We start from the raw sequence: 26,358 nt of genomic DNA on the forward strand, positions 1-26,358 counted from the left end.
TTTTTGGCACGTATTTTACATTATTGATAACAACAAACTTTAATATTAATACATAAAAAAATAGAAATCATGGGAAACAAAGTAAAAGGTTTATTAGCTTTATTAGGTTTAGGTGCATTAGCTTATTGGAAATATAAGAATTCAAGCCCTGAAGATCAACAAGCAGTAAAAGATAAAATTAATACAGCAAAAGACAATCTTAACAAGTGGGGAAATGACCTTAAAAGTAAAGCCAATGACGTTGCTTCCCAGGTTCAGACTAAAGTGGACGAAGCAAAAACAAAGGCTGAAGATTCTCTAAGCTAATTTAACAAGAGCAGTTTTTTTTAACATTCATATATAGGAAAAAGTCATCGTAATAGCACTACGATGACTTTTTTTATTTTAAACCTGTTTAAACTTTTATTTTTCTTAGGAACAAAATAGAAAAAGCCAGATAATGTAGGCTGATCCATGTAATATTAATTGTTTCATACCTTACCAGCAAAGCCTTGAAACTATCCAGCCACGCATTTGCTTTTTCTATTTTGAATCTTCTTTTATAGAGTTCAGTATCAAAATATTTTTCATGTTTTGTATCCCCGTTTCGAGGATTCTCTTTAATATTGCCGATAATTTCTTTTTTATCCAAAATATCTCTGAATTTTTTACCGTCAAAACCAGAGTCTGCATTGAGAAATAATCCCTTACACTCTATATCTGCATCATTCAGAAGACCTAAAATATCTTCTAAAGTTTCTTCAATATTATACAGGTCATGATGCTCTCCACTTATTGGTTTTCCTATTGAAAGCATCTGTCCCTGATTATCACACAGGAAAATACAGTTGCTGGTTTTGGATGATTTTCTTCCCTGATATCCTACCGATTCTCCTCCCGTTCTGCTACGGGTATGGCTTCCATCCATTTGGACGCTGGAAAGGTCAAGCTTTCTTTTATGGCTACGTAGAAGAGAAATCCAGATTCGTCTGAAAGAACCGTCCTTACACCATTTATTGAAATAATAATAAATCAATTGCCAGCTTATTGTTTCTTTTGAAAAATATTCTTTCAGGCTTAATTCCCGCCATTGGCAGCCTGTTTTCAATCGTTTAATAATGAGTTTAAAGATTTTTCCTAAATCAAATCTTGTGGAAAATCCTCGTTTGCCCTTGCTTAAATGAGGTAAAATCAATTTTTCCAGTTTATCTTTGCTTATGAGTTCCAGATTTTAGTTCTTTTTTTTTTTGCAACTCTAAATTGCTAATTTTCTGGAAACTCTTTCTCTAAAAAGTTTAAACAGGTTCTTTAATTTAAACCGTTCAGATATTAATCTGTATCAATTAATTTTACTTTTTCTGTGCTGCTAATGCATATACAAGAGGTACCTTATTTCCAAACTGTGGAATTCTCCATTTTCCTGTTTCAAATTCTTCTACATGTCTGAAGCAAGGATAGGGTGACCAGTCAAATTCCCGGAAAGTATTCAGCTGTAAATCTTTTTTAATCAAATTGTCAAGCACTTCTGATAAAGAGTGATTCCACATTACATATTCCTGTACAATAGGCGCAGACTGATCCGCGTAGGTTCCCTCATAAGTTTCTACAATGGGTTTCTCATTGAAATAGTTGTAAGCAACTTTTGTAAAGTCATCATCAAACATCCAAACGGCAGGATGAAATTCTGCCATGATGAATTGTCCTCCCTGCTTTAGGAAGTGACTGATAATACCAGCCCACTTTTCAAGGTCCGGAAGCCATCCTATGGTACCGTAACTTGTATAAACGATATCAAATTTATGATCCAGAACATTCGGCAGATTATAAACATCTGAACAGATAAATTCTGTATCAGTTTCACTCTTCTGTGCAAGCTCTCTGGCTGTATCAATGGCTTTGTCGGAAAGGTCTATTCCTGTAACCTTCGCACCCATTCTTGACAGAGAAATCGAATCCTGTCCGAAATGGCACTGCAGATGCAGAATAGTTTTTCCTTTTATATCTCCAAGAAGTTCCAGCTCTATTGAGTTCAGAGAAGTTCTTCCTTTTAAAAAATCATCTACAAAGTAGAAATCCGATTTCAGGTGTGGTTCTACCTTAGCATTCCACGATTTTTTGTTTATTTCTAAGTAATTTTCCATAGTTTTAGTTTTAATTTATTTTAGTTACCCTATCCCATCAATTTACTGTTTATAATTTCTCCATTAATTTCTTCTTTTCCTCAAGAAATTCATTTTCACTTAAAACTCCGGCTTCTTTTAATCTTCCTAACTGTTCAAGCTGGTCTAAAACACTAGGTTCAGATTTACTCTGAATAGATTCTTCCGGACGTGACATGAAGTCTCTTACTTTTTCACAAAACAGTTCAGCATGATACTTCCCTACGCCATCAATCTCTACAATATCGTCTGTAACCTGAATATCTATGGAAGCCAGCAAGAATGCTGTTTCATATTGTATGGAGCTTATTTTGCTGTAGGAGAAATCTTCTACTTTCAATCCGTACATAAATTCCTTATCCACAAATATCAATCTCCTTTCTGTGGCTACTAAAATGATATGATGGTTGTTTAATTTGTTTCTTCCTTCTACAAGAGAGACAATTCTCTCATCTGCTGAAAGGATATCCGGCAGTTCATGAATTTCTTTTCTGGCAAATATGGTAGGGCTGATATCCAGCTTTTTTAGTTCGTCTCTTATTTCGTCTAATCTTGATTTTTCACTCATCGTATTAGTTTATTTAGTTCAATAAAATATTAGTTTTCCAAGGGTATCACGACAGAAGTGTGCAGGCAGTACATTTTCCAGCCTAAGGTTTCATATAATAACTTTCCTTCTTCTGTGGCGACTAAAAGATTATTTGTAATTCCTTTAGACAAAGCTATCGTCTCCAATTCTTTTAGTAAAAAAGTAGCAAGACCTTTCCTTTGATGATCTTTTTCGGTAATAATCCTGTCATAAACGGCAATATCATCTATTAGAGAAACCCGTCCTATAGAAGCCTGTTCGCCATTTTCTGCTGCAATTCTGACAACAAAAGTGGTATTGTACTCAGAAAATTCTAAGTGATATCCTTCTGCGAGACTTATTTGCGAGAAATTCATCGGCTGAAAACAGAGCATCATATACCCTTGTGGCTGCAGTTTCCATCTTTCAGGAATCTTATTTATAAATTCATCAGGAGAAGTAGATACTTTCAGATACACCCAGGGCTCATCAATTGAATGGGCAAGTTGGAAAAAATCATCATTAAGTTCGGGAAATACAAAACGTTCTTTTTGTTTTTCATCTCCTACCATCACATGGAATCCGGATTTATAGGGAACAGGAAAAGGTACTTGTCTTGATAAGCACCATCCTTTAAGCCATTTTTCTACTATTTCTGCCGATACTTTATCCTTCATGATTCAGTATTAAAAGGGTTATTATAATTGCTCCAACAGTTTCTTTTTCTGTTCTGCAAATTCTGCATCGGTTAAGATTCCGTTTTCTCTCAGCTTTCCTAATTTTTCCAGCTGATTAATAACTTCTTCTGAGGAAACTGAAACACTTTTGCTTGCTGAACCTATTTGTTTTGGAGAATTCTCCTGAGAATTATTGTAAATTACTTTTATCTTATCATAGAATTTCTCTGCATCTTCTTTATCCATGAAACATTCAAACTCTACTGCTCTTTCATCAAGATGCAATTTAATAATTGGGGACTTTGAATGTGCCACGAAGCTTACAGCCTTAATGGTTTCGTTAGGATAATCATTGATTTTTGCTGCTCCAAACATGGCCTTTGATACAGAAATCAATCTCATGGTTGTTGCTACCAATATTCCTGCTTCCAAGGTATTGACAAACTGAGCATCTGTAATGGCAATGATCTGTTCTTCTTCCGGAATAAGATAAGGAAGTTCCTTAATTTCTCCTTTGGTAAATACAGAAAGGCTAGCATTCAGCATTTCCAGTTCGTTCTTTATTTTCTGATGTCTTCGTTTATAAACCTCTTTTGAGATCTGACGAGAACCGGAATTGATGACCGCAGGAAGATTCTGTTCTGTAACCGCTAATGCCTGAACGACTTCAATTTTGTCTGCGTTCAGCATTTCATGAATATCATTAATGCTGAATTTATTAAGGTTGTACAGCAATTCATCGTTGATATCGCTTACTTTATTTAAACATTTATTGCATAAAACATTATCATCCGAGAGTTTATTAGCGCCCAAAAGGGTATCCATGGATGTTAATTCCGTATTACACAATGCACAAGTATTGCTCATTTCTTCTTCTTTTATAATTTATCAAGCAGTTTTTTCTTTTGTTCTGCAAACTCTTCATCTGTTAAAATTCCGCTTTCTCTCAACTTCCCTAATTTTTCCAGCTGTTCAAAAATAGTTCCGGAATCTCCTTTATCAGTAGAATATACATTTTCCTCTACCAGATCCGGAATCGTTTGAGTAAATGCCTGGAATGGACTTGAGTTTTGTCTGAATTCATTTTCAGTATGAGTTTTACTTCTGCTTTGAACATTGGAAAATGCCCTTCCGTCATTTTTATTGTGTAACTTAAACTGTGCTGAACCTCTGTAAGTATTGATTTTAAGTATTGAGTACAAAAGGTTTTCATCATGATCAATGGAAGAGACATCCTGAATGAGGAATTCATTCTTTGCAACTCCACCAAGAAACTTTTTATCAATAAAAGCAATTCTTTTCTGGGTTGAGAATATGATTCCTTCTCTGTTACTTTGAAGATCTATTCCTTCTGCAATAGCCAGCAATCTTTCGTCTCTATCCAGCACATTGGCCAGTTCATTCACTTCTTCGTTAGCCAGCACACTCAGTCTAGCGTTTAGTGTCACAATCTGATCTTTTATTTCATCCAGTCTGGTAGGTGCATCATATTCGTAGTGGCTGTTGGCTGTAGCTTGAAATCCTCCAGAATTCTGACTGGCATCAATTTTACTTTTCAGAATCATTCCTGTAATTTCTGCAAAATAAAACTGATCAAGATTATTGATGAGGTCTCTATTAATATGAATGGCTTTAGTAAAGCATCCCACACATAAGTAACCACCGTCAGCCAATTTATTTTTACCTACAGAGAAGTCTGTTTCCGTAAGTGGTGTACCGCACAAAGCACAAATACTATTCATCTGGTTTTTATGTTTAAAAGTTTTTATGAATACAAGGCAACATTTTACCCTGTTTTTATAATATCGACTCCAAATTACAAATTTTGAACCGATTGTAAAGGTCAAAAATATTTAAATCTTAGCATCCATCAAATAAAATCAACCACAAAAATTGCTTTTGTGGTTGATTTATTTTTTAATATGTGTATACTATTATTGCCCTAAAAACTCTTCTAAAGAAACAGTTTTCTTTTCTCCTGCTTCAATATCTTTATAAGTAACAGTATTATTTTTAAGTTCTTCTTCACCAAGGAAAACCACTTTTTTTATCCCTTTCTTTTCTGCATAAGTAAATTGCTTATTAATCTTTGCATTTTCAGGATATAATTCTGCTGAAATTCCTTTTGCTCTTAGCTGCATAATCAGTTTCAAAGCTTCTGTTGTTTCTTCTCCTCCAGAATTGGCAAACAGATATTCTATCTTAGAAGATGCTTCTTCAGGGAAAAGATTCAACTCTTCCATTACCAGATAAATTCTGTCTAATCCGAATGAAATTCCTATTCCCGGAATATTTTTCACTCCAAAAACTTCTGTAAGGTTATCGTATCTACCACCACCTCCGATGGATCCCATAGCAACCTCATCTGCCTTCACTTCGAAGATGGCTCCTGTATAATAATCCAGACCTCTTGCCAAGGTAATATTGAATACAAGATTTTGCATATCCACACCAAGGTTCAGAGATTGTGTAAGAACATATTCCAGTTCTTCTACTCCTTTTAGACCAATTTCGTTTCCTGCAAATTTTTCTTTCAGCTGAAGAAGATTTTCCAGTGCATCGTCAGACTGAGTAAATAAGAAATCCAGCTTATCAATAGATTCCTGAGAAATTTCTCTTTCCAGCAATTCTTTTACAACCCCATCTTTTCCAATCTTATCCAGCTTATCTAATGCTACAGTAAAATCAATCAGTTTCTCTGTGATTCCTGCGTATTCTGCCAATCCGGAAAGAATCTTTCTGTTGTTCATATGAATCGTTACCGGAACTTTAAGGTCTGCAAAAGATTTCAGATACAATTGAACCAGCTCTACTTCCTGCAATAAACTTTCACTTCCTACTACATCGGCATCACACTGATAAAATTCTCTGTATCTTCCTTTCTGAGGCTTGTCTGCCCTCCAAACCGGCTGAATCTGAGAACGTTTGTATGGGAATGTCAATTTCCCATGATTCATAGCTACAAATCTCGCAAAAGGTACGGTAAGGTCATAACGAAGAGCTTTGTCAGTTAAATACTCTGAACTAAAAGGTTTATCTAGTGCTCTTTGAAAATCATGAAGCATTTGAGCTTTTCTATCTTCTCTTGCTTCATTTATGCTTGAATTTAAAATCTTAAAAATCAAGCGGTCACCTTCTTCTCCGTATTTTCCTGTCAACGTAGAAAGATTTTCAAAGCTTGGTGTTTCCAATGGCTGAAACCCGAATAATTCAAAATTATTCTGTAAAATATTGATGATATATTTTCTTCTGGAAACTTCCTGTGCTGTAAAATCTCTCGTCCCTTTTGCTAAACTTGGCTTCATTTGTTGTATGTCATTTTGATAAATGCAAAAATAAGGAATTGAAAACACTTTTCCGAAAGATAAAAAGCTGAGGAAGCAATTTTTTTTATTCTTTTTTCCAAGATTGACATTAAATACACTTATATAAACTTTTCCTTATACGTTCAAATATTCAAAATTTTTCGAAATTCTATACTCTATTTAAAAATTTCGGATCAAAGAATAAAATGTCAAATAAACTACCCCTGGGCAGAGCCCCGAAGTATTAGAATTCAAAAAGTGTAAGTTGAGCCTCATGCACTTTTTGATATTTTTTTCCTTGATTTTCTATATATCTTTTAATGACATCTTTGTTTCTATATTGACCTACTGTGTTTGCGTAATAACCGCTTGTCCAAAAATTTCCACCCCAAAGCTTAGCTTTAACTTCAGGAAAACGTTTGAAAATTTCTTTAGCTGTGATACTTTTTACTTTCATACAAATTTCACTAATTGATAAATTTGGAACACTTTGTATCAAAAAATGAACATGGTTATCTTCATAACCAATTTCTAAAAAGTGAATTTCATAGCGATGAGACAATTCAATACATCTTTCTTTCAAGCCAGTTCCAACTTCTTCACTAATAGCCGAATTCCTATATTTCACAGGAAAAACAATATGGTAAAGAGGTAATGTTTTATTATGTCTTTTCAGAATATGATCATCCATAAATCAAAGCTACATCTTTTTATTCTTTTGAAAAACCATCCGTTTTTCAAACTTTTCCTCTTTTAACCCCGAGGCAGAGCCTCGAGGAATTCTTTAGATTAAATACAAAATATTACATTACTGAAATTACAACTTACACAGAGATCTCTCTTCCAACACAACAAGCTAAAACACAAAGCATTGAACAAATGTAATAAACATGTTGTAAATATGTTGTATCTCTTTTTTTGCACAAAATCTATTTTTTAAATAATATTGCTGATCTAAAAATTTAACATAAATAAACTGTAAACATACACAAAATGAAAAAGTTACTTTTACTACCCTTTGTAATGGCATCTACCATTGCATTTTCTCAAGTTGGAATTAATACGGTTACTCCCGATCCTTCTTCCGTATTGGACATTAAATCTACCAATAAAGGTCTTCTTATCCCCAGAATAGCACTTACAGGAAAAACAGATCTTACAACCATCCCAAATCCTGCTAATTCATTATTAGTTTATAATACCTCTAATGCAGGAACTTCTCCCAATAATGTAACTGCTGATACTATTTATAAGTTTAGTACAGCATCTGGGCAATGGCAAAAATTATTAGATGAAAACACTGCTATTCCTGGAGTTTCAACTGTATCGAACATCATTGGATTCAAAGGTACCGGAAATGATACTACTTATTTAGGAGCTGATTCAGGTTTTACAATGAGAATGATTAAATATGATGATATACGACAAACTTCCAGCTATGCCAGCTATAGCATAACTAACAGTGAATTATCAATACTAAAAACCGGATTTTTTACATTTAATATTAATCTTGTGATAAAAGGTGCTATGACCGGAACTCCAAGAGTAGGAGTATCAAAACCTTATACTGGCAGCTTTGTTAATAACGGGAATGCCTCTTTTTCATTTCTGGCACAACCTTATGTAACAGTAGATAACCTTACTCCTGTTACCATATTTTCATCAGGAACTCTTTATTTAACAGCTGGTCAAAAAATTACATTTTTAACAAGATTTATCGATCCTACTGCCAATACTATGAATCTTGAAAGTATTAACTATAACAGAACAATGGTTAATTCTGTAGTTATTAATTACACCGCGCCTTAATAAAACATATTTACTACTCAAATGACTCTTAAGCCATTGAGATAATTTAAAATATATTTTTTTGAACACTTAGAGTGTTTTCTGTTTTTTCATCAATTTTAAATAAATTCAATATGTTAAAGCATATTTTACAGATAGCTTCAAATATTAGCAATGGTTTCATTTAACCACATGAATTTACTTATTTTGATTCTAATTATATACAGGGCAATCCCTCTGCCCTGTATAAATTAGAGTATTTTAAAATTCACAAAAAAATCATACGTTTTCAAGGATTTCGAGGATCTCTTCACCATAATTTTCAATTTTATGCTTTCCGAATCCTTTGATCTCAAGAAGCTCTTCTTTCTTAGCAGGTTTATATTTAGCTACAGAAGTCAATTCCTTATTACTGGCTATGAAATAAGTGGGAAGATTTTGTTCCCGGGCTTTTTCTGATCTCCATAGCTTCAATGCATCCAGAATCTTTTCTTCATCTGTGTTCAAAAGATCATTTTCTGCCGAATATTTAGCTGCCTTTGGTTCTTTTACTGTATTTTTTGACAGTTTTAAATCTTCAAAATACAATATTACTGACCAATATTTTTCTTCACTCACAAAAGCTGTTTCTGCTTTTATAATCTCATTGCATTCCAGGAAATCATCCAGCATTTTCTGGTCTTTGTAGAGAAATTCTTCAGGTAATCTGATTTTAAAAATTTTTACTCTCATCATTTGTGTTTTTACCATTATTTCCCTCCTAACAATAGGATTTCGTCTACACGAATCTCTGTAATATACCGCTTCACCCCGTCTTTATCATCATATGATCTGTAGGTAAGCTTTCCTTCTATGGCAATTTCTTTTCCTTTGGGAACATATTTTTCAAAGATTTCTGCTGTTTTCCCGAATGCAATAAGATTATGCCATTGCGTTTCTTCTACTTTTTCTCCTTTAGCATTGGTGTAATGATCACTGGTAGCTAAGGATACACTTGCTTTTACATTTCCATTATCGAAGTTTACCATTTCAACTTCTTTTCCTGTGTAACCAATTAATGTTACTTTGTTTCTTAGTGACATAAGTTTTAGATTTTAAATATTAATAAATTCAGATAAGAGACGTTCACTGTTTTTTCTCAAATCTCTGTTGCAAAGGTGTCGATCTTCTGATATCACAGTCGGTTATAAACTATTTAAATTCGTTTGTAATCGTTTGAAAACGGATAATAATATAAAAAGATCCGATACTAAATGATATTAATAAAGAGTAATCGCGTTGAATTTCTATTTTAAAGCTAAAAAATTCAACAATAAAAACTCAATCACAAAATATTTTTCTTCACATAAAAAACATTGAAAAATAGATCTATTACAAGGGATTTTTTTTCTATTTAATTTGATTTTTTTTTTGCAAATTTGTAAAAATGTCTGATATGCAAAAAGAAAAACTACGTACAGTAAGAAAGATGAAAGGGTTTACCCAGCAGGAAATGGCTGATGTGATCCCCACTGACGTCTCCAATTATAGCAGAAAAGAAAGCGGCAGCGTATCTATAACAAAGACAGAATGGCAAAAGCTTGCTAAATTTTTAGAAGTTCCTGTAGAGGAAATTTATGAAGAAGAAGAAGCTAGGATTATTATTGAAAATCCTGTTTTTAATGACAGCCCTGGAGCAAACGTTGGTAACAGCGGTTTCTCCGCCAACAACATGGGGCATATCAGCAATGAATTAAGCATAGAAATTATAAAAACAATGCAGGAATATATTGTTCTTCTGAAAGAAGAAATCAATAGGCTGAAAAAATAAACTGAGAGACTCGGCTCCGCTCAGTATGACACTGTAAAATATAAAAGCGTTCCTTAAGGGAGCGCTTTTTTGGGATATTAGCAATAAAAAGGTACTCAATAAAATCATTGAGTACCTTTCACTTAATCATGCAACTTAAAATTGGAATTTATGCTTTTTCACATTCTACAATACTTTGAACCTCTGTTCCTATTTGGACTACTCTATTGAACTTTAGTCCTGCGTTATCCAAAAGATTTTTAAATTCATTCAACTCTCTTTCCCTTCCTGTAATACATGCCATCATTACGATGTCGAAAAGCTTGGAAATATGAGGTTTGTTTCTGCTGTCATCAGGAATTACGGAATCTATAATCAGGAGTTTTGCTCCTTTGGGCATTGCATCACGGCATACTTTTAGAATCTGTACACATTCATCATCATTCCAATCATGAATAATCCATTTCATGGTATATAGATCTGCCCCTTCAGGTACTTTCTCAAAGAAACTTCCCGTGGCAACAGTACAACGGTCTTTTAAATTTTCCGGAATAAGCTGAATCGTTTTTTCTGTAACATTGGCTTCGTCAAAAATAATCCCCGCGCTTTCCGGTGAAGAATTCAGCATGGTGTACATCATGGCGCCATTGCCTCCACCCACATCTACAATGGTTTTATAGGGTGTAAAATCATAGTTTGCTGCGATCCCCTGCAAAGACATTCCGGATAATCCCGTCATTCCCCGGCCAAAATTGGCTCCCAGCTCCGGATGTTTTTTATAATATTCCCAGAGATTCATCCCGTGCACATGATCAAAAGGAACTTTCCCTTTCTGGACTGAATAAATAAGATCAGCAAAACCTGGGAAATGCTCTCCTACGTTGGCTATTACAAAATCTTTTACGGTTCCCGGAACACTGGTTTGCAAAGCAGCCCCGAAGTCATTTAATGCAAATGTCTTATTCTCCAGTTCTTCAAAAATGCCTTCACTACTTAGAGCCCTCATAATTCGGTACAGCTCTTTCTCGTTGGAGTGCGTCTCTGCAGCCAGTGCTGAAATTGTTTTAGGACCATATGCCAGCTGATCTGCAATATTAAGTTCCGCAGCCGTTTTTACACAGCCTACAAGCCACATCCGGCTTAGTACTTCAAACATTTTGAAGGTAAATTCCGGTTTCACGGGTTGCTTTTTCATAGTAATAGTTTTTGATTGATTTTAAATGACAACAGAAGAATTATCAGTATCAAATTTATAAAAAAAACACAATTATGTGAAATAAAAATTCATTTTATTTATATGAAAATAAGAAAGTTATAATTAAAAAATTAACTTTACAAGTGAATTATTTTTTTTAAAATTGTGATCAATACTGATTTTTCCGAAAGAAATGACACAAATAAAATGAAGTTTGAAAATGACCTGAAAATTCATTTAATGAAATAAATCCTATCCTATTTATAAAATTCAACACCATTGACTTCCCAGCTCAGTGCTATCCATTTACAAACGGATAATTCCGTATCTTTGTGAAAATTCATCTATGAAAAGGAATATCAATATTTTTGAATTTCCTCTCAATTTGGGGCTTACAAAGAAAGAACATGAGACAGAACCCGGGGTTCGAAAACTTCCGGATTGGCTCAGAAAGTTTGATTTTCATAACAGAATTGATCCTAAAAATGTTTTCAGGCTGGATGCTCCGGAATATTCCTTAGATTTTGATGAGGTATCAAAGGTCAGAAATGCTAACCAGATTATAGAATATGCCCAAAAACAGGCTGATTGTATTCTCCAAAATTACGAAAAGAATGCATTCAATATTATTCTTGGAGGTGACTGCAGTATTCTCATAGGAAATGCCGTTGCTTTGAAAAAGCTAGGGAATTTCGGTCTTTTTTATCTTGACGGGCATACAGATTTTATCCCGCCGGAACTTTCCGAAACCGGAGGCGCAGCAGGAATGGATCTCGCTATCATCACCGGAACCGGACATAAGAAACTAACTGACATCAGTGGATTAAAACCTTATCTTTCTGAAGAAAACATTTTCTGCTGTGGAAATGCAGAAACAGATGATGAAGAATATGTGAATCAGATTATCAATTCTGATATTCATTATTTTGATCTTTACCGTCTCAGAGAAAATGGTTTCAGGAAAACAGTGGATGATTTTCTGAAAATGGTGAATGATAAAGGTCTGGACGGTTTCTTCATCCATCTTGATGCAGATGTTCTGAAAGATGAGATCATGCCTGCGGTAGACAGCAGAATGGAAGACGGAATCAATTATAACGACCTCAGGGAAATGCTTGAAACTTTATTTGAAAATCCGTTGTGCTTTGGAATAGAGATTACCATTTTAGATCCTGATTATGATGAAAGCGGAACGTATACCCAGCCATTTGTAGACAATTTAATTCAAATTATAAAAAATAAAGAAGAGTAAATGAAGAAGACAATCAAAAGAACATTCAGGGTTTCAAAATATGTGATTTATAAAGAAACGCTTGTTGATTACAAGGAGCATTTCTGGTCATTTTTGGGCGCATTTTTCGGGATTGGAATCATTGCATTCATCCAGTCTCATACGATTACAGAAACAGAGAATATATTTCTGATCGGTTCTTTTGGGGCATCAAGTGTTCTTATTTATGGAGCTATACAGAGTCCTTTGGCTCAACCCAGAAATCTTGTGGGCGGGCATGTACTTTCCGCATTGGTAGGCGTTACTGTTTATCAGTTTGTTCCGGGTATTATCTGGTTGTCAGCTCCTTTAGCAGTAGCATTTTCTATAGTATTAATGCAATATACAAAGACGTTACATCCACCAGGTGGTGCTACAGCCCTGATTGCTGTAAGTTCTACAGGAAAAATTCCGGAATTGGGATATTGGTACGTTCTCTCCCCCGTTCTTTCAGGTTGCATTATTCTTTTGCTTGTAGCACTATTTTTTAATAATATTACACCGAACAGAAGTTATCCTACTCACAGCATGTTTAAAAAACTGCTAAAGAAAAGACACACCCATCACTTAAAATAGAAAACATGAATTGTCTGGAATGTGGCGAAAAAATCATCGGACGGTCTGATAAAAAGTTCTGCAACGACGCCTGCCGGAACGCATACAATAATAATCAGAACAAGGATTCTAATAATCTGATGCGGAATGTAAACAATAAACTCCGTAAGAATTACCGTATCCTGATGGAAATTAATACCGATGGTAAAACAAAAGTTGCAAGATCCAGACTGGATGGCTTGGGTTTTGATTTTGATTATTTCACCAACCTGAAAGTTTATAAAAACGGCTCTGAATACAAGTTTATTTATGATTACGGATATAAACTTCTGGAAGATGATTTTGTACTGATTGTAAAAAATCAGGCATAGATCCACACCACAAAATTATTATTATGAAAGAAGTTGTTCTGATCACCGGCGCCAGCGGTATGATAGCCAAAGAGCTGGCAAAAAAGATAGGTAATGAATACGAACTCAGGTTTCTGACCCGAAAAAAAGTGCATGATCATGAATATGAATGGGATATTAAAAAAGGAATTATAGATGAAACTGCCTTTGACAATGTTTCTCACATCATTCATCTTGCAGGAGCCAACATTTCAGAAAAACGATGGACACCGGAAAGAAAAAGAGAACTGATCTCCAGCCGTGTAGATTCTGCAGAATTACTTCGAACGACTTTAAGAAAAAACAAGATAAAGCTAAAATCTTTTATTTCAGCTTCAGGAATCAATTTTTATGGCACAGAAACTACAGAAAAGATTTATACTGAAACAGATCCGCCTGGTAATGATTTCTTGAGTGAAGTCGTAGTTTTATGGGAAAGAGCTGCTGACGATTTCAAAGAACAGGGACTGGCAGAAAGGGTTGTGAAAATACGAACTGCCGTTGTTCTTTCTGAAAAAGACGGAGCTTTAAAGAAAATGATCCCTCCTATTCAATACTATATCGGGTCTCCTCTGGGAACTGGCAAACAATATATGCCATGGGTTCATCTTGATGATATCTGTTCTATTTATGAATTTTCATTAAAAAACCCAACAATGGAAGGGGCTTATAATGCGGTATCACCACAGCATGCCACCAATAAAGAACTGACAAAAAAGATCGCAAAAGTACTTAGCAAACCTTTATTCATGCCCAATGTTCCAGGATTTGTTTTAAAGCTGATCTTCGGTGAACTGGCAACTGCAATTCTGGAAGGCTCCAGAGCTTCTTCAAAAAAACTTCAGGATGCAGGATTTTATTTTAAATTTCCGGATCTGGAGAATGCTTTAAATGATTTATTAAAGCATTAAATTCAAAAATATAATTGACATATATAATAATATAGAAAATATTCTAATGAAAAACCCTGACATAACCTTACTAAACACAGAAATCCTTTCAGACAACTGGTATACTTTAAACAAAGTCACTTATTCTGTCTTAAAAAAGAACGGAACTACAGAAACCCAAAGCAGGGAAGCCTACGATCGTGGGAACGGAGCTGTAATCCTTCTTTACAACACTATCTCAAACACCGTTATTCTCACCAGACAATTCAGATTACCTACTTATATCAACGGAAATCCTACAGGTATGCTTATTGAAGCCTGCGCCGGACTTTTGGATAATGACAATCCGGAAGACTGTATAAAAAGGGAAACAGAAGAAGAAACCGGATATAAAATCTCAAGCGTTCAAAAGGTATTTGAAGCCTATATGTCCCCTGGATCTGTAACGGAAATTCTTTATTTCTTTATTGCGGAATATTCCCATGAAATGAAAGTCAATGATGGAGGCGGATTGGAAGAAGAAGGAGAAAATATAGAAGTTCTGGAACTCCCTTTTGAAGAAAGCCTGAAAATGATTGATACAGGGGAAATCAAAGATGCAAAAACAATCATGCTGCTACAGCATTTGAGGATTAAAGGAATTATGTAAAAATAGAGCGTAAATGATGATTGATAAATGATAAATCATCTATAAAAACTACATATTTAAATAAAACTACTAACTTAAAAACTTTAATTTAAACTATTAACAGATGATTGAACATGTGAAGCTTGCCATTAATCCCAAATTTCAGGATTGGGTTCTTTTTGAAAATGGTACTTATATTATTTTTGATGACATCAGTACTATCGAAGATGTAAAAGAGGAAGCAATAAAACTAATGAAAGAATTCGGGCCGGTTTCTGCGGGAGGTCCTGCCGGCGATTTCAGTGTTATCCATTTAAACCTTACCGACGGATGGCTGGTTTCCGGACATGGATATGGTATGTATACCTATGTACATCCTTCGGAACTGGACAGTGAATCCCCAAATGATCTTGAAATAGGACTTTATGGTAGATCTAAGAGAGATTCAGATGGTCAAAGTACCGAAATTATTCATATCAACAGCAGTGAAGCTTTATAAGACATGCAATAATTCATGAAGTGTTTGGGAATAAAAATCATTAAAGTCACCGCTTTATTTTTAGTTCTTCTTTTCAGTATTCTGATGCTGAAAACGATTTCCCAGTATACTTCTTTTAATAAGCATATCGGGTTTCTGGCTTTTAAGCAGCAGGTTGTAAACAATCCGTATTGGATGGCTTTTTTTTACATTCATATCTTTTCCATAACGCTATGTCTTCTGGCCGGTCTTACCCAGTTTTCAAATCGTTTTTTAACGGAAAACTGGGGTCTTCATCAAATTATTGGCAAAATATATGTTTACAACATTCTTATTATTAATGTTCCGGCATGCTTTGTACTTGGGCTTTTTTCAAATGGAGGACTTATCGGAATTGCTGGATTTCTGATACAGGATATACTCTGGGCATATTTCACCATTGCTGCTGTATTTTCCATTAAAAAAGGAAATATCGGCAATCATAAAATGTACATGATTCTAAGCTACGCGGTGACTACCACAGCAATTACTTTCAGAATCGTAAAGAATATGTTCTATAACGAAGAACGTCATGATTACGAACTTTTTTATGGCTTGAATGTCTGGGCTGCTCTTTTTATCAATCTTTTCATTGCTTATTTAATTCTCAAAAAAGATTCTTTTTTAACGGGAAAAATCAACAGTGGAAAAGAAGATTAAAAGACTGAGAAATGAAACCAGAAAAAATGATCCGATAAATATTAAAGTATTAAAAACAACTTCATATTTATTATTCCGTGTCCATTTACCGAAAAAACGCATTATCAGATAAGCGATTCCGCCAAAAAGGACAATGATAAAAAGAAAGAAAAGGTAATATATCATGGCTTCGTGTTAATTTATGTAAATCTATTATTTTAAATTTTAAAAAACAATCACCAACATTAAGAAAAGGGATATCAATAGTCCTGCTTCCTAAACAAATTCTTGAATTTTATTCTAATATCATTGTTATTGAAATAAAATACACATAGAAGTTTGTCTAAAACTATGTAAATTATCAACAACATCCTCTTTCAAAATTTTCATTCATATTCTTTGTATACCCTACTACAAAAGGGGTTTCAAGAAAATTAAACATAAAATATAAAATCAAATAAAACCCGACAGTACAAAATTCATATAAAATCTGCAAAATCAATTGAGAAAATCTATTTAATCCTTTATATTTTGAATTTAAAGCCTTAATTTTGCACTGAAATTCAGAAAATTCGGATTCCTTCAACAATTTATGTACATGAAAAAAATGATGATCGGGCTTGCTTTAGCCCTATCCATTAGTATTTGGGGGCAAAAAACTCCTGCAAAAGCAAACAATCTGACCCCTTACAGTTATCAGACTTTTAATTGTGACAATAAAGGGTATTTTGATCCGGCTAAATATAAGAAAGAAGAAATAGACGGGGTAAACAAACTTTTGTATCAGTTCAATGGGGTTGTATTTGATACCCGACCTGTTTTTAAACTCTCCCAGCTTGAAGAAATCCGTCAAAACAAAGAAGCTTACTTACAGGAACTGGAAAAACAGTATGAAGAAAAGAAAAAGGAATTGTACAGCCTTAAAGTAATTGATCTTCCAAGATGGAAAAAACTAATGGAAGAAACTATTGATTCTTTTGAAAATGAATACCAGCTGAATAAAGAAGAAATCCTCGCTTATTCTGATCCTTCCACACTTAAAAACAGCAAATATTATACTACCTGCAGAGAACAGATTGATGCAGTTTCCTCTCCGGACAGAGAAAAAATGTTTGCAGCATGGAAAAACTACACTGAGCTTAAAAGTAAAAATAATGCGGATCCGAAAGGCGTAATGGCAAGATTTGATGCCAAAATGAATGATCCTCAGAAAGAAGATTACGCTTTGATAGACCTTATTGGTCTTGGTTTTCACAACTGTGCCAACAGCAGTTTCAGACAGAAACGTGATGATGAAGGAACGTCTTACAAGGATTTTGATAAAATTTTCACTAAGTTGAAGAGAACTTGTGATGAGCCTTAGTTCATTTAAAAATTAAAAGATTAAAGCATTTAAAAAATATATTAGCAGTACTCAGATTGGGTACTGTTTTTTATTTGTATAAGTTTTATAGTGAATGGTTAAGGAACGGTTAAAGGAGGGTTAATGACCAGTTATTTCTTTGAGAAACTGCTATTTACCTCTATTTTCGTACTTCTAAAACTATTCCATGAAACACGTTGTTACTTTCCTGGTATTGTTATTTTACATAGCAGTATCAGCTCAGAAAGCCCCCACTATCCTACCATTTTCTCTGGAAAATAATTCGATTTATTTGCATTGTAAAGTCAATGAAACGGACAGTATTAAATTTCTGTTTGATACTGGTGCGGATGGCTCTGTCATTAATATTAATTCAAAGAAAAAAGTACCGCTGCAAATTGGTGGCAAGTCTGAAAACAGAGGCTCAAACGGGACGAACACTGTTGATTACAGCAGTAATAATACTGTACAGTTTGGAGATATTCAGAAAAAAGAGATACAGTTTACTCTTATTCCTTATAAATCTGCCAATTTTGACGGGGTTTTCGGAACGGATCTTATGAAGGGAAAAACTGTTGAAATCAATTATCATAAAAAAGAAATACGGTTTTATGAAGAAAACGACCGATCTATTGATTTGGCAGGATATGAGAAAATAAAACTTCACATGATTGACAACTATCCGGCAGTAGAAAGCTGTATGATAGTGGATGGTAAGGAATATTCGGGGTTCTTTGGCCTCGACAGCGGAGCGGATGATGTACTCACTATAGCTTCTCCTTTTGCAAAAAAGAATACGTTGGTAAAAGCTATGAAAACAATTGGCAAAGCTACAGCGCAAGGCTCTGATGGTTCTGTATATGAAATGCCTGTTGTTCTCTGTCCGGCTGTCAAATTCGCTCAGAAATATCTTTATAACCTCCCGATTACCCTTTCCGGTTCCACAGAAGGAATTGATTCTACAGAAAAGATGGCTGGATTTTTTGGAAATCAGTTTTTAAAAAGATTTAATACTGTGATTGATTTTAAAAATGGGTTTATTTATTTTAAACTGAATAAAAATTTGTACTCGGAGTTTAATTAGTTGTAAAAGTTGACTATACATATTCTATTGGCTGATATCGAGACTATTTTACCCACCTTAAAACAAACCAAATAAATTAATAATGAATAAGTTATGGTTTATTAGATTAAAATCCTTAATTTTGCACCCCGAAAATAAGGATTAGAGATATGAAAAAAATTGGTGAGCACAGAACACTTCTTGGAGTAGATAAAAATGTTACTTTAAAAGAATTAAAGACCATTTACAGAAATGTGATGAAAGATACTCATCCTGATAAGTTCATTAATGATGAAACAGGAAAGCAGGAAGCAGAAGAAAAAAGCAAGTCTGTGATTGAAGCTTACCACTTTTTGGTAAGTATTAATTCTGAAACACAGGAAAAATATAAAGAAGAATATACGGAAACTACTACAAAATCTAATATTCAGGACTTTTATCTTGAGAAATCAATTTTAACGGTTCAGCATTTAAACGGAAATATGTATGAGTATATGGGAGTTCCAAGAAATACGTATATCAAAATGGTCAATTCAGATTCACCAAGCCGTTTTGCAAGAAGACATATTTATGGAAACTTTATCTACAGAAAGTCCGGAGAGGCTATGGCAGACTAATTTTTTCATATTACAATATAGAAGAGCTTTCAGTTTTACTGGAAGCTTTTTTTATGTTTTGGTTAAAGCCATCTATTCATTGTTATAAAATTAAGCGGGCTCTCTTCGACTTTGCTCAGGATGATAGCCCGCTCCTATTGAATATCTTAAAAGTTAACGGTTTATGTTTGTCATTCTGAACGAAATGAAATGCAGTGAAGAATCTCATAGGTTTGATTATAAATGAGATTCTTCCTTCGTCAGAATGACAAAGCCAATAATTCGATTTAAAAACAACTTCTTTTCTCTTCACAAACACCATCAATAGAAATGGGCTATTATCCTGAGCAAAGTCGAAGGAAGCCCATTTACAATAACAAAATAATCCTCTGGCTTTAGCCAAAACTTATATACTCAAATCTTGAATATTATTTACAAACAAAAAGCGCCTCAGAAATCCTGAGGCGCTTTCGGTTAATTAAAGGTTTAATTTATTTGTCTAAATGCTTAGGAGTAAATCCATCCTCATTTAGTTCTCTGTGTACATATTCTGCTTTCATTTCAGCTTCGTAGTCTACTTTAGTATCTTTACCCATTCTTCGTAGAACAGAGTCAAATAGAGAGTATACTACCGGTACAATGATCAATGTAAGGAATAGTGACGATGTCAAACCACCGATTACTACCCATGCAAGACCTTTGTTCATCTCAGCTCCGGCCCCTGTTGCCAATGCGATTGGTAACATACCGAAGATCATCGCAATGGTGGTCATCAGGATCGGACGAAGACGGGCGTGGTTAGCCTGTACCAAAGCATCGTGAGTATTTGCTCCTGCTGCTTTTCTTGCATTCGTAAAGTCCACGATAAGGATCGCATTCTTCGCTACCAAACCAATCAACATGATCATCCCTAGCATGGTGAAGATGTTCAGTGAGTTGGCAGTTAAGGCAAGAATTACCATTACCCCAATCATTGCTAACGGGATTGAGAACAATACCACAAACGGATATACGAAACTATCATATAGTGAAACCATTACCAGGTATACCAATACGATAGCCGCTAATAATGCGATTCCTAACGTACCGAAACCTTCCTGCTGGTTCTCCATATCTCCACTCCAGATATACTCTACTCCTGCAGGTTTTTTGGTGCTCTTCATGAACTGATCTGCCCATTCGTTAGCAACATCCCCTACTGGTCTACCTACAGCTTTAGCTCTTACTTTTACTGAAGGAGATTTATCTCTACGTTCAAGCAAACTTGGCCCTGAACCCATTTTTACATCAGCAAACTGGCTTAAACGAACCTGCTGCCCCTGAGGGTTTGTAAACATAAGGTTTTTCACATCATCAATAGATTGTCTGTTGACATCTCCAAAACGGATATTGATGTCATATTCATATTCTCCGGCTCTGAATTTTCCGTCTGTATTTCCGTTAAATGCTGTCTGCATTGTCTGTCCTACACTTGAAAGATTTAAGCCTAGGGAAGACATTTTATCTCTGTCAATACTTACCTGAACCTCTGGGCTACCTGTATCTGTTGATAATTCGGCATCCACAGCTCCGGGAACTTTTTTCAATAGATCTAAAATTCTTGTTGCTTCTTTTACTGCTGTTTCGTTATCCGGTCCTGTTACTACCATTTCAATTGGAGCATTTTCAGCACCCATGATACCGATTGGAGCAGTTTTAAACTCAACTCCTGTGAATTTCTCTTCCAGCTGTCTTTTTATTTTTGCAGCTTTGATGTTGGTACTTTCAGAACGTTCAGATTTGTCTGTTAAGTTCACCTGAACCTCAGACTGGTAAGTGGTTGCCTGAGCACCCCCAAAACCTGTAGACTGCTGTCCAACTGTTGTAATAAGGTCTACAACATCTTTATCATTTCTTAAGAACTTCTCAACATCTAATGTTAATTGGTTTGTTTTTTCAACGGTTGCATCTTTTGACAATTCCATTTGTACTAAGAACTGACCACGGTCAATTGGCGGGAAGAACTCACCTCCAATGAATCCGAATGCAACCAGCATGAATGAACTGATCAAAACAATAAATGTGATCACTACTGTTGAAATTCTTCTTAAGGTTGTTTTCAGACACCATTCAAGGATACCTGTGATCCAGTGTGTAAACTTGTCAATTAATCCTTCAAACCAAAGAATGAATTTCTCAAACCAGTTTTTACCTGTCAAATGTTCCAGCTTACCGAATCTTGATGATAACCAAGGGATGATGGTAAATGAAGCCAATAATGATAATAAGGTTGCAATAACTACCGTGACGCAGAACTGAGCCAAAATGTTTGCTACAAGACCAGAACTCATCGCAATCGGTAAGAATACCACTACAATTACCAATGTAATCGCAGCAACGGTAAATCCGATCTCTGAAGCTCCGTCATAAGCCGCTCTGATCTTGCTTTTACCCATCTCCATGTGACGGTAAATGTTTTCCAGTACAACAATCGCGTCATCCACCAGGATACCTACCACAAGCGATAGCCCCAGTAAGCTCATCAGGTTCAAAGTATATCCCATTAAATTCATTCCGATGAACGCTGCCACCAATGAAGCCGGGATAGAAACCATTACGATGAACGCGTTTCTGATACTGTGAAGGAATAACAACATCACAATCGCCACGAGAATAATCGCTAAGAATAGGTCGAAAATAACGTGGTTTGCTGATTCAAGGGTAAATTCTGTAGTATCGTTTACGATTTTTACTTTTACTCCCTGAACTTTATAAGCTTCTTCTACTGTTTTAATTGTTTTCTGAACACTTTCCGATACTGATACCGCATTCGCATCAGATTGTTTTTTAACCTGCATCAAAATGGTCGGGAACTGGTTGAATCTCGCTACTTTTTCCACATCTTTCTGAGAGTCGAAAACGGTTGCGATATCAGATAAACGTACCTGAGCTCCATTTTTATTGGAAACGACAAGGTTATTCATTTCCTCGGTAGATTTATATTTTCCTGAAAGTCTGATCGTAGATTTTGTGGTTCTCGTTTTCAAACTTCCGGTAGGGAAATCAAGGTTTGATGAAAGGATTGCCTGTTGTACATCTCCAATTGAAAGTCCGTACCCCTGCAGTTTTTTCTCATCAAGATTCACCTGAATTTCTCTCTCCTGTCCACCTACAAGATCAACTTGTGCCACACCATTTACACGGGAGAAAATAGGTTCAATCTTTTTATCCAATAAGTCATAAAGATCTTTACTGTTCAGCTTATCAGATGAAATACTCATCGTGATAATCGGTAGATCATCTAAAGAGAACTTGTTCAGAGAGGGCGCTTTCACGTCGTCCGGGAGGTCTGCTAAAATTGCATTTACCTTTCTCTGAGCGTCATTCAAGGCGTAATCTACATCGGCACCATCGTTCAGCTGAACCATGATTACGGATAAACTCTCGTATGAAGAGGATTCTACTTTTTTTACATTTTCCAGGGAACCTACGGCATCTTCAATCTTTCGGGTCACGGATGTTTCCACCTCTGCTGGTGAAGCTCCCGGGTATACCGTAGAAATAGTTACCATGTTGGTTTCAAACTTCGGAATCAATTCGTATCCCATGAGCGTATAACTCAGGATACCTCCCAACGTCAGAATTGTAAATAATACAATTACCAGCGAGGGTCTTTTAATCGATATTTCTGCTAGCTTCATAGATCTACTACTTTATAATATTTACTTTAGATCCATTATCCAGGTTGATCTGTCCGCTGGTTACCACCTGCTCTCCTCCATTCAATCCGCTTAGAACCTGAACTTTATCTCCGTAAACTTTTCCGATGGTTACTTTGATCAATTTAGCAACGCCATTCTGAACAACAAATAATTGTCCTGAACTTACTCCGTTTACAAATGCTTCTGCAGGAACTGTCAGCATATTCTGAGTTTCTGCACCGTTATTTGTACTGAATTTAGCTGTTGCATACATACCCGCTTTTAGATTTCCTCTGTTCTGAACTTCAATTTCTACAGGGAAATTCAGAGAAGCATCACTTTTAGGAGCAATGAAAGTAATTCTACCTACGAAAGAATCTTCAGGTAAAACATTTACATTAATCGGAACTTCCTGACCTAACTGGATTTTTCCGATCTGGCTTTCATCTACTAAAACAGACAATTTTAAGCTGTTGATATTAACGATCTCAAACATGGAAGTTCCTACCGAAACAACTGTTCCAGGTTCTACCAGTTTTTTATTGATTGTTCCGCTGATACCTGCACGGATGCTGGTGTCATTCACTCTTACTCCCTGAGCTTTCACAGCTGCCTGTGCATTTTTCAGCTGAAGTCTTGAATTATCAACCTGCTGTTTCGTAACACCTCCTGTTTTAAAGGCATTTTCGTAACGCTGATTATCAATAACAGCATTCTGCAAATTATTCTGAGCCTGTGTAACATCCACTTCGATAGCATCTCTCTTGATGGTTGCTAAAACCTGACCTGCACTTACTCTTGAACCTTCTTTTACCAAAACGCTTACAATACGTCCGGCAATTTCAGAAGACTGGTTCATTTCCTGCTTAGGAATGAAAGTTCCGTTGGCAGAGTAGTCTGTATCAATATTTTCTCTTGTAACAGTGACAATATTTACATTGACTTTATCTACCTGCTTGGCAACTTCTTTTACTTCTTTAGTCTGCTTTTCTTTGTTCCCTGCAATCTTATAAGCTGCTAAACCTACCAGTACAGCTGCTACGATGATATATATTAAAGTTTTTTTCATTTTAGTTTATTATAAGTTTTGTAGTGTGTTTAGTTCACCCTTAGCTTTTATCAGCTTAATCTCAGCCTGTTTGTAGTCTAGCAATGCAGTTGAATAGTTCTGTTTAGCCTGTGTAAGCGAATTTTCAGTATCCAATACTTCAGTAAGTGTAGCCAATCCGTATTGATAGTTAGATTGGGTATTCTTCTGTACTTTTTCTGCCAGATCCACATTATCTTTCATGCTTTGAATATTGATGATGGCATTTTCCATATTAGAAACAGCATTTTTATAATCTAAACTCAGATTGAGTTTTTTATTTATAATATCCTGATCTAAATCCTGAATGTCAATTTCTGCCTGTTCAATCTGAGCTTTAGTAGCTCCACCCATAAAAATCGGGATTTTAATTGCTAATCCGACAGAAGCATAATCTCCCCAATTGGTTCCCTGGCTTGATCCTGAAGCATAAGGAAATTTATTTCCCAAGCCCTGCCAGCCATAGTTAGCAGAAAGACCTACAGTAGGATAAAGATTTGCAACTGTTGCTTTTTTATTATAGATCAAAAGTTCTTTTTGTTTATTTAAAACTTTTAATTCAGAACGTGTTTCAAGATTAACATTATTGTCTAGCAGCTGAGGATTCGGTACAATTGTTTTTTCTTCAAGCTCAATTGCTGTTTCAATGGGAATCCCCATATAAAATTTCAATGAATTCTTTGAAACTTCAACTGCATTAATCAGTTGCTGCTTGTTTGAACCGATATTGGTAAGCTGAACATTGGTACGATCCAGATCGATCGGTTTTGCCAAACCATTATCCACCAAGCTCTTGATTACATTCCTTACCCTTTCTGTATTAGCATAGCTTTCTTGTACAGTTTTAAGATTCTCTTCCTGAACAAATACCTGATAGTAAGCTGTAGCAACATTTTCAATGATCTGTTCATTGGTCAATTCGGAATTCAAAAGATAGAATTCTCTTGTTGATTTTGCCGCCTTAAGGCCGATAAAAACTCTTTGATCAAAAATGTTCTGATTAAGAGTTACTACATTTACAGACTGCCATTTTGTTCCGAAAGCAACCGGAATAAGTTCTCCGGGTCTTCCTAAAACTTCTCCGGGAAGAACAGATTTCTGTAAAATAGGATTGTAAGTATTGTTTATCGTTGCACTTATCTGAGGTAAGGCACCGGCTCTGGCTTCATCAATCTTATATTCGGCTTTTTTAACCTGTAAAGCAGCTTTTTTAGCTTCTGCCTTATTTTGAAGTGCCTGTTTTATTGCTTCCTGCAGGGAAACCTGCTGCTGGGCAGACATCAGTGTAGAGCCGAAAATCATAAATGCTGAAGCTATCCCAATTTTTAGCTTTGTAGCAGTTATACGTTTTCTATTCATAATTTTATACTTCGTTTATTTTTTATTTAATTTTCAGTCATTATTTATTTCTAAATGACGAATCATTGTAAGAAATACTTTAGTTTTTTTTAGTTTTTAAACAACATGTTGATAATAATCTCTTTTCGTTCAGAAATAATTTGATCATACTCATTGTCATTAATTAATAAATTCTCCATAAATAATGGTCTTATGGCACTTGGGAACACCAATAACGAAACCATATTCAGAATAAACTGAACAGGTGCCATTTTCTCAATATTTCCCAATTCCATTTCTTTTTCAATATCCTTGTACATATCGTTCAGAATATCTTCTTCAATTTCTCTCTGATGGCAGGTTCCTTTATTGATCTGTGATACGATATACGTTTCAAGATACGGATACTGAAGACTCGTAGAAAGGCTGCTTTCTATGAATTGACTGATCTTTTCTTTAAAAGGCAGATCAGAATCCTGAATGATCTTCGATTTTTCCTGTTCTACTCTTTGCGCTTCATCAAAGATGATCTGGATAAGCTTATCCCTTGAACGGAAATAGTAATTAATAAGGGTCCTGTTCACTCCTGCTTCATCTGCAATCTCCTGCGTAGTAGCATCAAATTTTCCTTTCACAAAGAACAAATTCTTCGCTGTCTCCTTGATCAATTCCTGTGTTTGGTCTTTTTTTGCTTGATTTGACATTTTTGTTAAACAAATTTGTGCAAATTTATATTAAAATTTATTTTTGACAAAATTGTTAAACAAAAAAATTAAACATAATTGTTATGATATCCATCATATTTTGAATTCAAATTGGTGGCAGGTACTATTTAGAATAAGAAAGTTATCACCCGAAAAGATGATTATTAAAGAGAATTTGC

28 protein-coding genes are annotated in these 26,358 nt (G+C 35.1%); 13 read left to right on the top strand and 15 right to left on the bottom strand.

Annotated features, from left to right (window positions below):
* The first annotated feature begins 69 nt into the window (after positions 1–69).
* Entirely contained in the window at positions 70–306 is a 237-nt protein-coding gene (locus LKL37_RS07365; RefSeq protein ID WP_431609910.1) for a YtxH domain-containing protein, read from the top strand.
* Between the two features lie 88 nt (positions 307–394).
* On the opposite strand, the gene LKL37_RS07370 is transcribed toward LKL37_RS07365, so the two are convergent.
* From LKL37_RS07370 to tnpA, 8 genes are all read right to left on the bottom strand, one after another.
* Positions 395–1,174 (bottom strand): transposase, encoded by a 780-nt coding sequence (locus LKL37_RS07370; protein WP_431609911.1) that lies wholly within the window; start codon positions 1,172–1,174, stop codon positions 395–397.
* Between the two features lie 154 nt (positions 1,175–1,328).
* The gene (locus LKL37_RS07375) at positions 1,329–2,120 is read right to left on the bottom strand and encodes a class I SAM-dependent methyltransferase (protein ID WP_431609912.1); all 792 of its coding nucleotides are present in this window, start codon (positions 2,118–2,120) and stop codon (positions 1,329–1,331) included.
* A gap of 49 nt (positions 2,121–2,169) precedes the next feature.
* Positions 2,170–2,706, bottom strand: coding sequence for a PH domain-containing protein (locus LKL37_RS07380; RefSeq protein WP_431609913.1), 537 nt, complete (start codon positions 2,704–2,706; stop codon positions 2,170–2,172).
* Positions 2,707–2,735: 29 nt separating this feature from the next.
* Positions 2,736–3,383 (bottom strand): GNAT family N-acetyltransferase, encoded by a 648-nt coding sequence (locus tag LKL37_RS07385; RefSeq protein WP_431609914.1) that lies wholly within the window; start codon positions 3,381–3,383, stop codon positions 2,736–2,738.
* Between the two features lie 21 nt (positions 3,384–3,404).
* A complete protein-coding gene (locus LKL37_RS07390) occupies positions 3,405–4,250 on the bottom strand; it encodes a PH domain-containing protein (RefSeq protein ID WP_431609915.1) in 846 nt (281 codons plus the stop codon).
* Positions 4,251–4,261: 11 nt separating this feature from the next.
* Positions 4,262–5,125 (bottom strand): SHOCT domain-containing protein, encoded by an 864-nt coding sequence (locus LKL37_RS07395; RefSeq protein WP_431609916.1) that lies wholly within the window; start codon positions 5,123–5,125, stop codon positions 4,262–4,264.
* Positions 5,126–5,317: 192 nt separating this feature from the next.
* Entirely contained in the window at positions 5,318–6,688 is a 1,371-nt protein-coding gene (gene hisS / locus LKL37_RS07400; RefSeq protein ID WP_431609917.1) for a histidine--tRNA ligase, read from the bottom strand.
* A 244-nt stretch (positions 6,689–6,932) separates the two neighbouring features.
* Positions 6,933–7,379, bottom strand: a complete 447-nt coding sequence (gene tnpA / locus LKL37_RS07405; RefSeq protein WP_431609918.1) for an IS200/IS605 family transposase — start codon at positions 7,377–7,379, stop codon at positions 6,933–6,935.
* 302 nt (positions 7,380–7,681) lie between these two features.
* Between tnpA and LKL37_RS07410 the strand changes: the two genes are divergently transcribed.
* A complete protein-coding gene (locus LKL37_RS07410) occupies positions 7,682–8,497 on the top strand; it encodes a hypothetical protein (RefSeq protein WP_431609919.1) in 816 nt (271 codons plus the stop codon).
* Positions 8,498–8,755: 258 nt separating this feature from the next.
* Here LKL37_RS07410 and LKL37_RS07415 read toward each other — a convergent pair whose 3' ends face one another.
* A complete protein-coding gene (locus tag LKL37_RS07415; RefSeq protein ID WP_431609920.1) occupies positions 8,756–9,208 on the bottom strand; it encodes an HRDC domain-containing protein in 453 nt (150 codons plus the stop codon).
* Between the two features lie 17 nt (positions 9,209–9,225).
* Complete coding sequence (locus LKL37_RS07420) at positions 9,226–9,558, bottom strand: single-stranded DNA-binding protein (RefSeq protein ID WP_076351611.1); 333 nt, start codon at positions 9,556–9,558, stop codon at positions 9,226–9,228.
* 353 nt (positions 9,559–9,911) lie between these two features.
* On the opposite strand from LKL37_RS07420, the gene LKL37_RS07425 reads away from it, so the two are divergent.
* The gene (locus LKL37_RS07425) at positions 9,912–10,286 is read left to right on the top strand and encodes a helix-turn-helix domain-containing protein (RefSeq protein WP_431609921.1); all 375 of its coding nucleotides are present in this window, start codon (positions 9,912–9,914) and stop codon (positions 10,284–10,286) included.
* A gap of 148 nt (positions 10,287–10,434) precedes the next feature.
* Here LKL37_RS07425 and LKL37_RS07430 read toward each other — a convergent pair whose 3' ends face one another.
* Entirely contained in the window at positions 10,435–11,460 is a 1,026-nt protein-coding gene (locus LKL37_RS07430) for a methyltransferase (protein WP_431609922.1), read from the bottom strand.
* Positions 11,461–11,806: 346 nt separating this feature from the next.
* Between LKL37_RS07430 and LKL37_RS07435 the strand changes: the two genes are divergently transcribed.
* From LKL37_RS07435 to LKL37_RS07480, 10 genes are all read left to right on the top strand, one after another.
* Positions 11,807–12,712 (top strand): arginase family protein, encoded by a 906-nt coding sequence (locus tag LKL37_RS07435; RefSeq protein ID WP_431609923.1) that lies wholly within the window; start codon positions 11,807–11,809, stop codon positions 12,710–12,712.
* Positions 12,713–13,306 (top strand): HPP family protein, encoded by a 594-nt coding sequence (locus LKL37_RS07440; RefSeq protein ID WP_431609924.1) that lies wholly within the window; start codon positions 12,713–12,715, stop codon positions 13,304–13,306.
* A 5-nt stretch (positions 13,307–13,311) separates the two neighbouring features.
* Positions 13,312–13,656 carry a hypothetical protein gene (locus LKL37_RS07445; RefSeq protein WP_431609925.1) on the top strand — a complete coding sequence of 115 codons (345 nt, stop codon included), beginning with the start codon at positions 13,312–13,314 and terminating at the stop codon, positions 13,654–13,656.
* A 23-nt stretch (positions 13,657–13,679) separates the two neighbouring features.
* Positions 13,680–14,585, top strand: a complete 906-nt coding sequence (locus LKL37_RS07450) for a TIGR01777 family oxidoreductase (protein ID WP_431609926.1) — start codon at positions 13,680–13,682, stop codon at positions 14,583–14,585.
* A 46-nt stretch (positions 14,586–14,631) separates the two neighbouring features.
* Positions 14,632–15,213, top strand: coding sequence for a GDP-mannose pyrophosphatase NudK (gene nudK, locus LKL37_RS07455; RefSeq protein ID WP_431609927.1), 582 nt, complete (start codon positions 14,632–14,634; stop codon positions 15,211–15,213).
* Positions 15,214–15,316: 103 nt separating this feature from the next.
* A complete protein-coding gene (locus LKL37_RS07460) occupies positions 15,317–15,691 on the top strand; it encodes a hypothetical protein (protein ID WP_431609928.1) in 375 nt (124 codons plus the stop codon).
* 15 nt (positions 15,692–15,706) lie between these two features.
* Positions 15,707–16,369, top strand: a complete 663-nt coding sequence (locus LKL37_RS07465) for a DUF2306 domain-containing protein (RefSeq protein WP_431609929.1) — start codon at positions 15,707–15,709, stop codon at positions 16,367–16,369.
* 577 nt (positions 16,370–16,946) lie between these two features.
* Positions 16,947–17,711, top strand: coding sequence for a hypothetical protein (locus tag LKL37_RS07470; protein ID WP_431609930.1), 765 nt, complete (start codon positions 16,947–16,949; stop codon positions 17,709–17,711).
* Positions 17,712–17,898: 187 nt separating this feature from the next.
* Positions 17,899–18,795, top strand: coding sequence for a retropepsin-like aspartic protease (locus LKL37_RS07475; protein ID WP_431609931.1), 897 nt, complete (start codon positions 17,899–17,901; stop codon positions 18,793–18,795).
* A gap of 149 nt (positions 18,796–18,944) precedes the next feature.
* A complete protein-coding gene (locus LKL37_RS07480; protein WP_431609932.1) occupies positions 18,945–19,391 on the top strand; it encodes a KTSC domain-containing protein in 447 nt (148 codons plus the stop codon).
* A 470-nt stretch (positions 19,392–19,861) separates the two neighbouring features.
* Here the strand turns inward: LKL37_RS07480 and LKL37_RS07485 are convergent, their stop codons facing one another.
* The 4 genes from LKL37_RS07485 to LKL37_RS07500 form a co-directional block, all read right to left on the bottom strand.
* Entirely contained in the window at positions 19,862–23,050 is a 3,189-nt protein-coding gene (locus tag LKL37_RS07485) for an efflux RND transporter permease subunit (protein ID WP_431609933.1), read from the bottom strand.
* 7 nt (positions 23,051–23,057) lie between these two features.
* Entirely contained in the window at positions 23,058–24,119 is a 1,062-nt protein-coding gene (locus tag LKL37_RS07490; RefSeq protein ID WP_431609934.1) for an efflux RND transporter periplasmic adaptor subunit, read from the bottom strand.
* A gap of 9 nt (positions 24,120–24,128) precedes the next feature.
* Complete coding sequence (locus tag LKL37_RS07495) at positions 24,129–25,496, bottom strand: TolC family protein (protein WP_431609935.1); 1,368 nt, start codon at positions 25,494–25,496, stop codon at positions 24,129–24,131.
* 89 nt (positions 25,497–25,585) lie between these two features.
* Complete coding sequence (locus LKL37_RS07500; RefSeq protein ID WP_431609936.1) at positions 25,586–26,179, bottom strand: TetR/AcrR family transcriptional regulator; 594 nt, start codon at positions 26,177–26,179, stop codon at positions 25,586–25,588.
* Positions 26,180–26,358: the final 179 nt, after the last annotated feature.

This window comes from Chryseobacterium sp. 'Rf worker isolate 10', assembly GCF_050753305.1.
Lineage (GTDB): Bacteria > Bacteroidota > Bacteroidia > Flavobacteriales > Weeksellaceae > Chryseobacterium.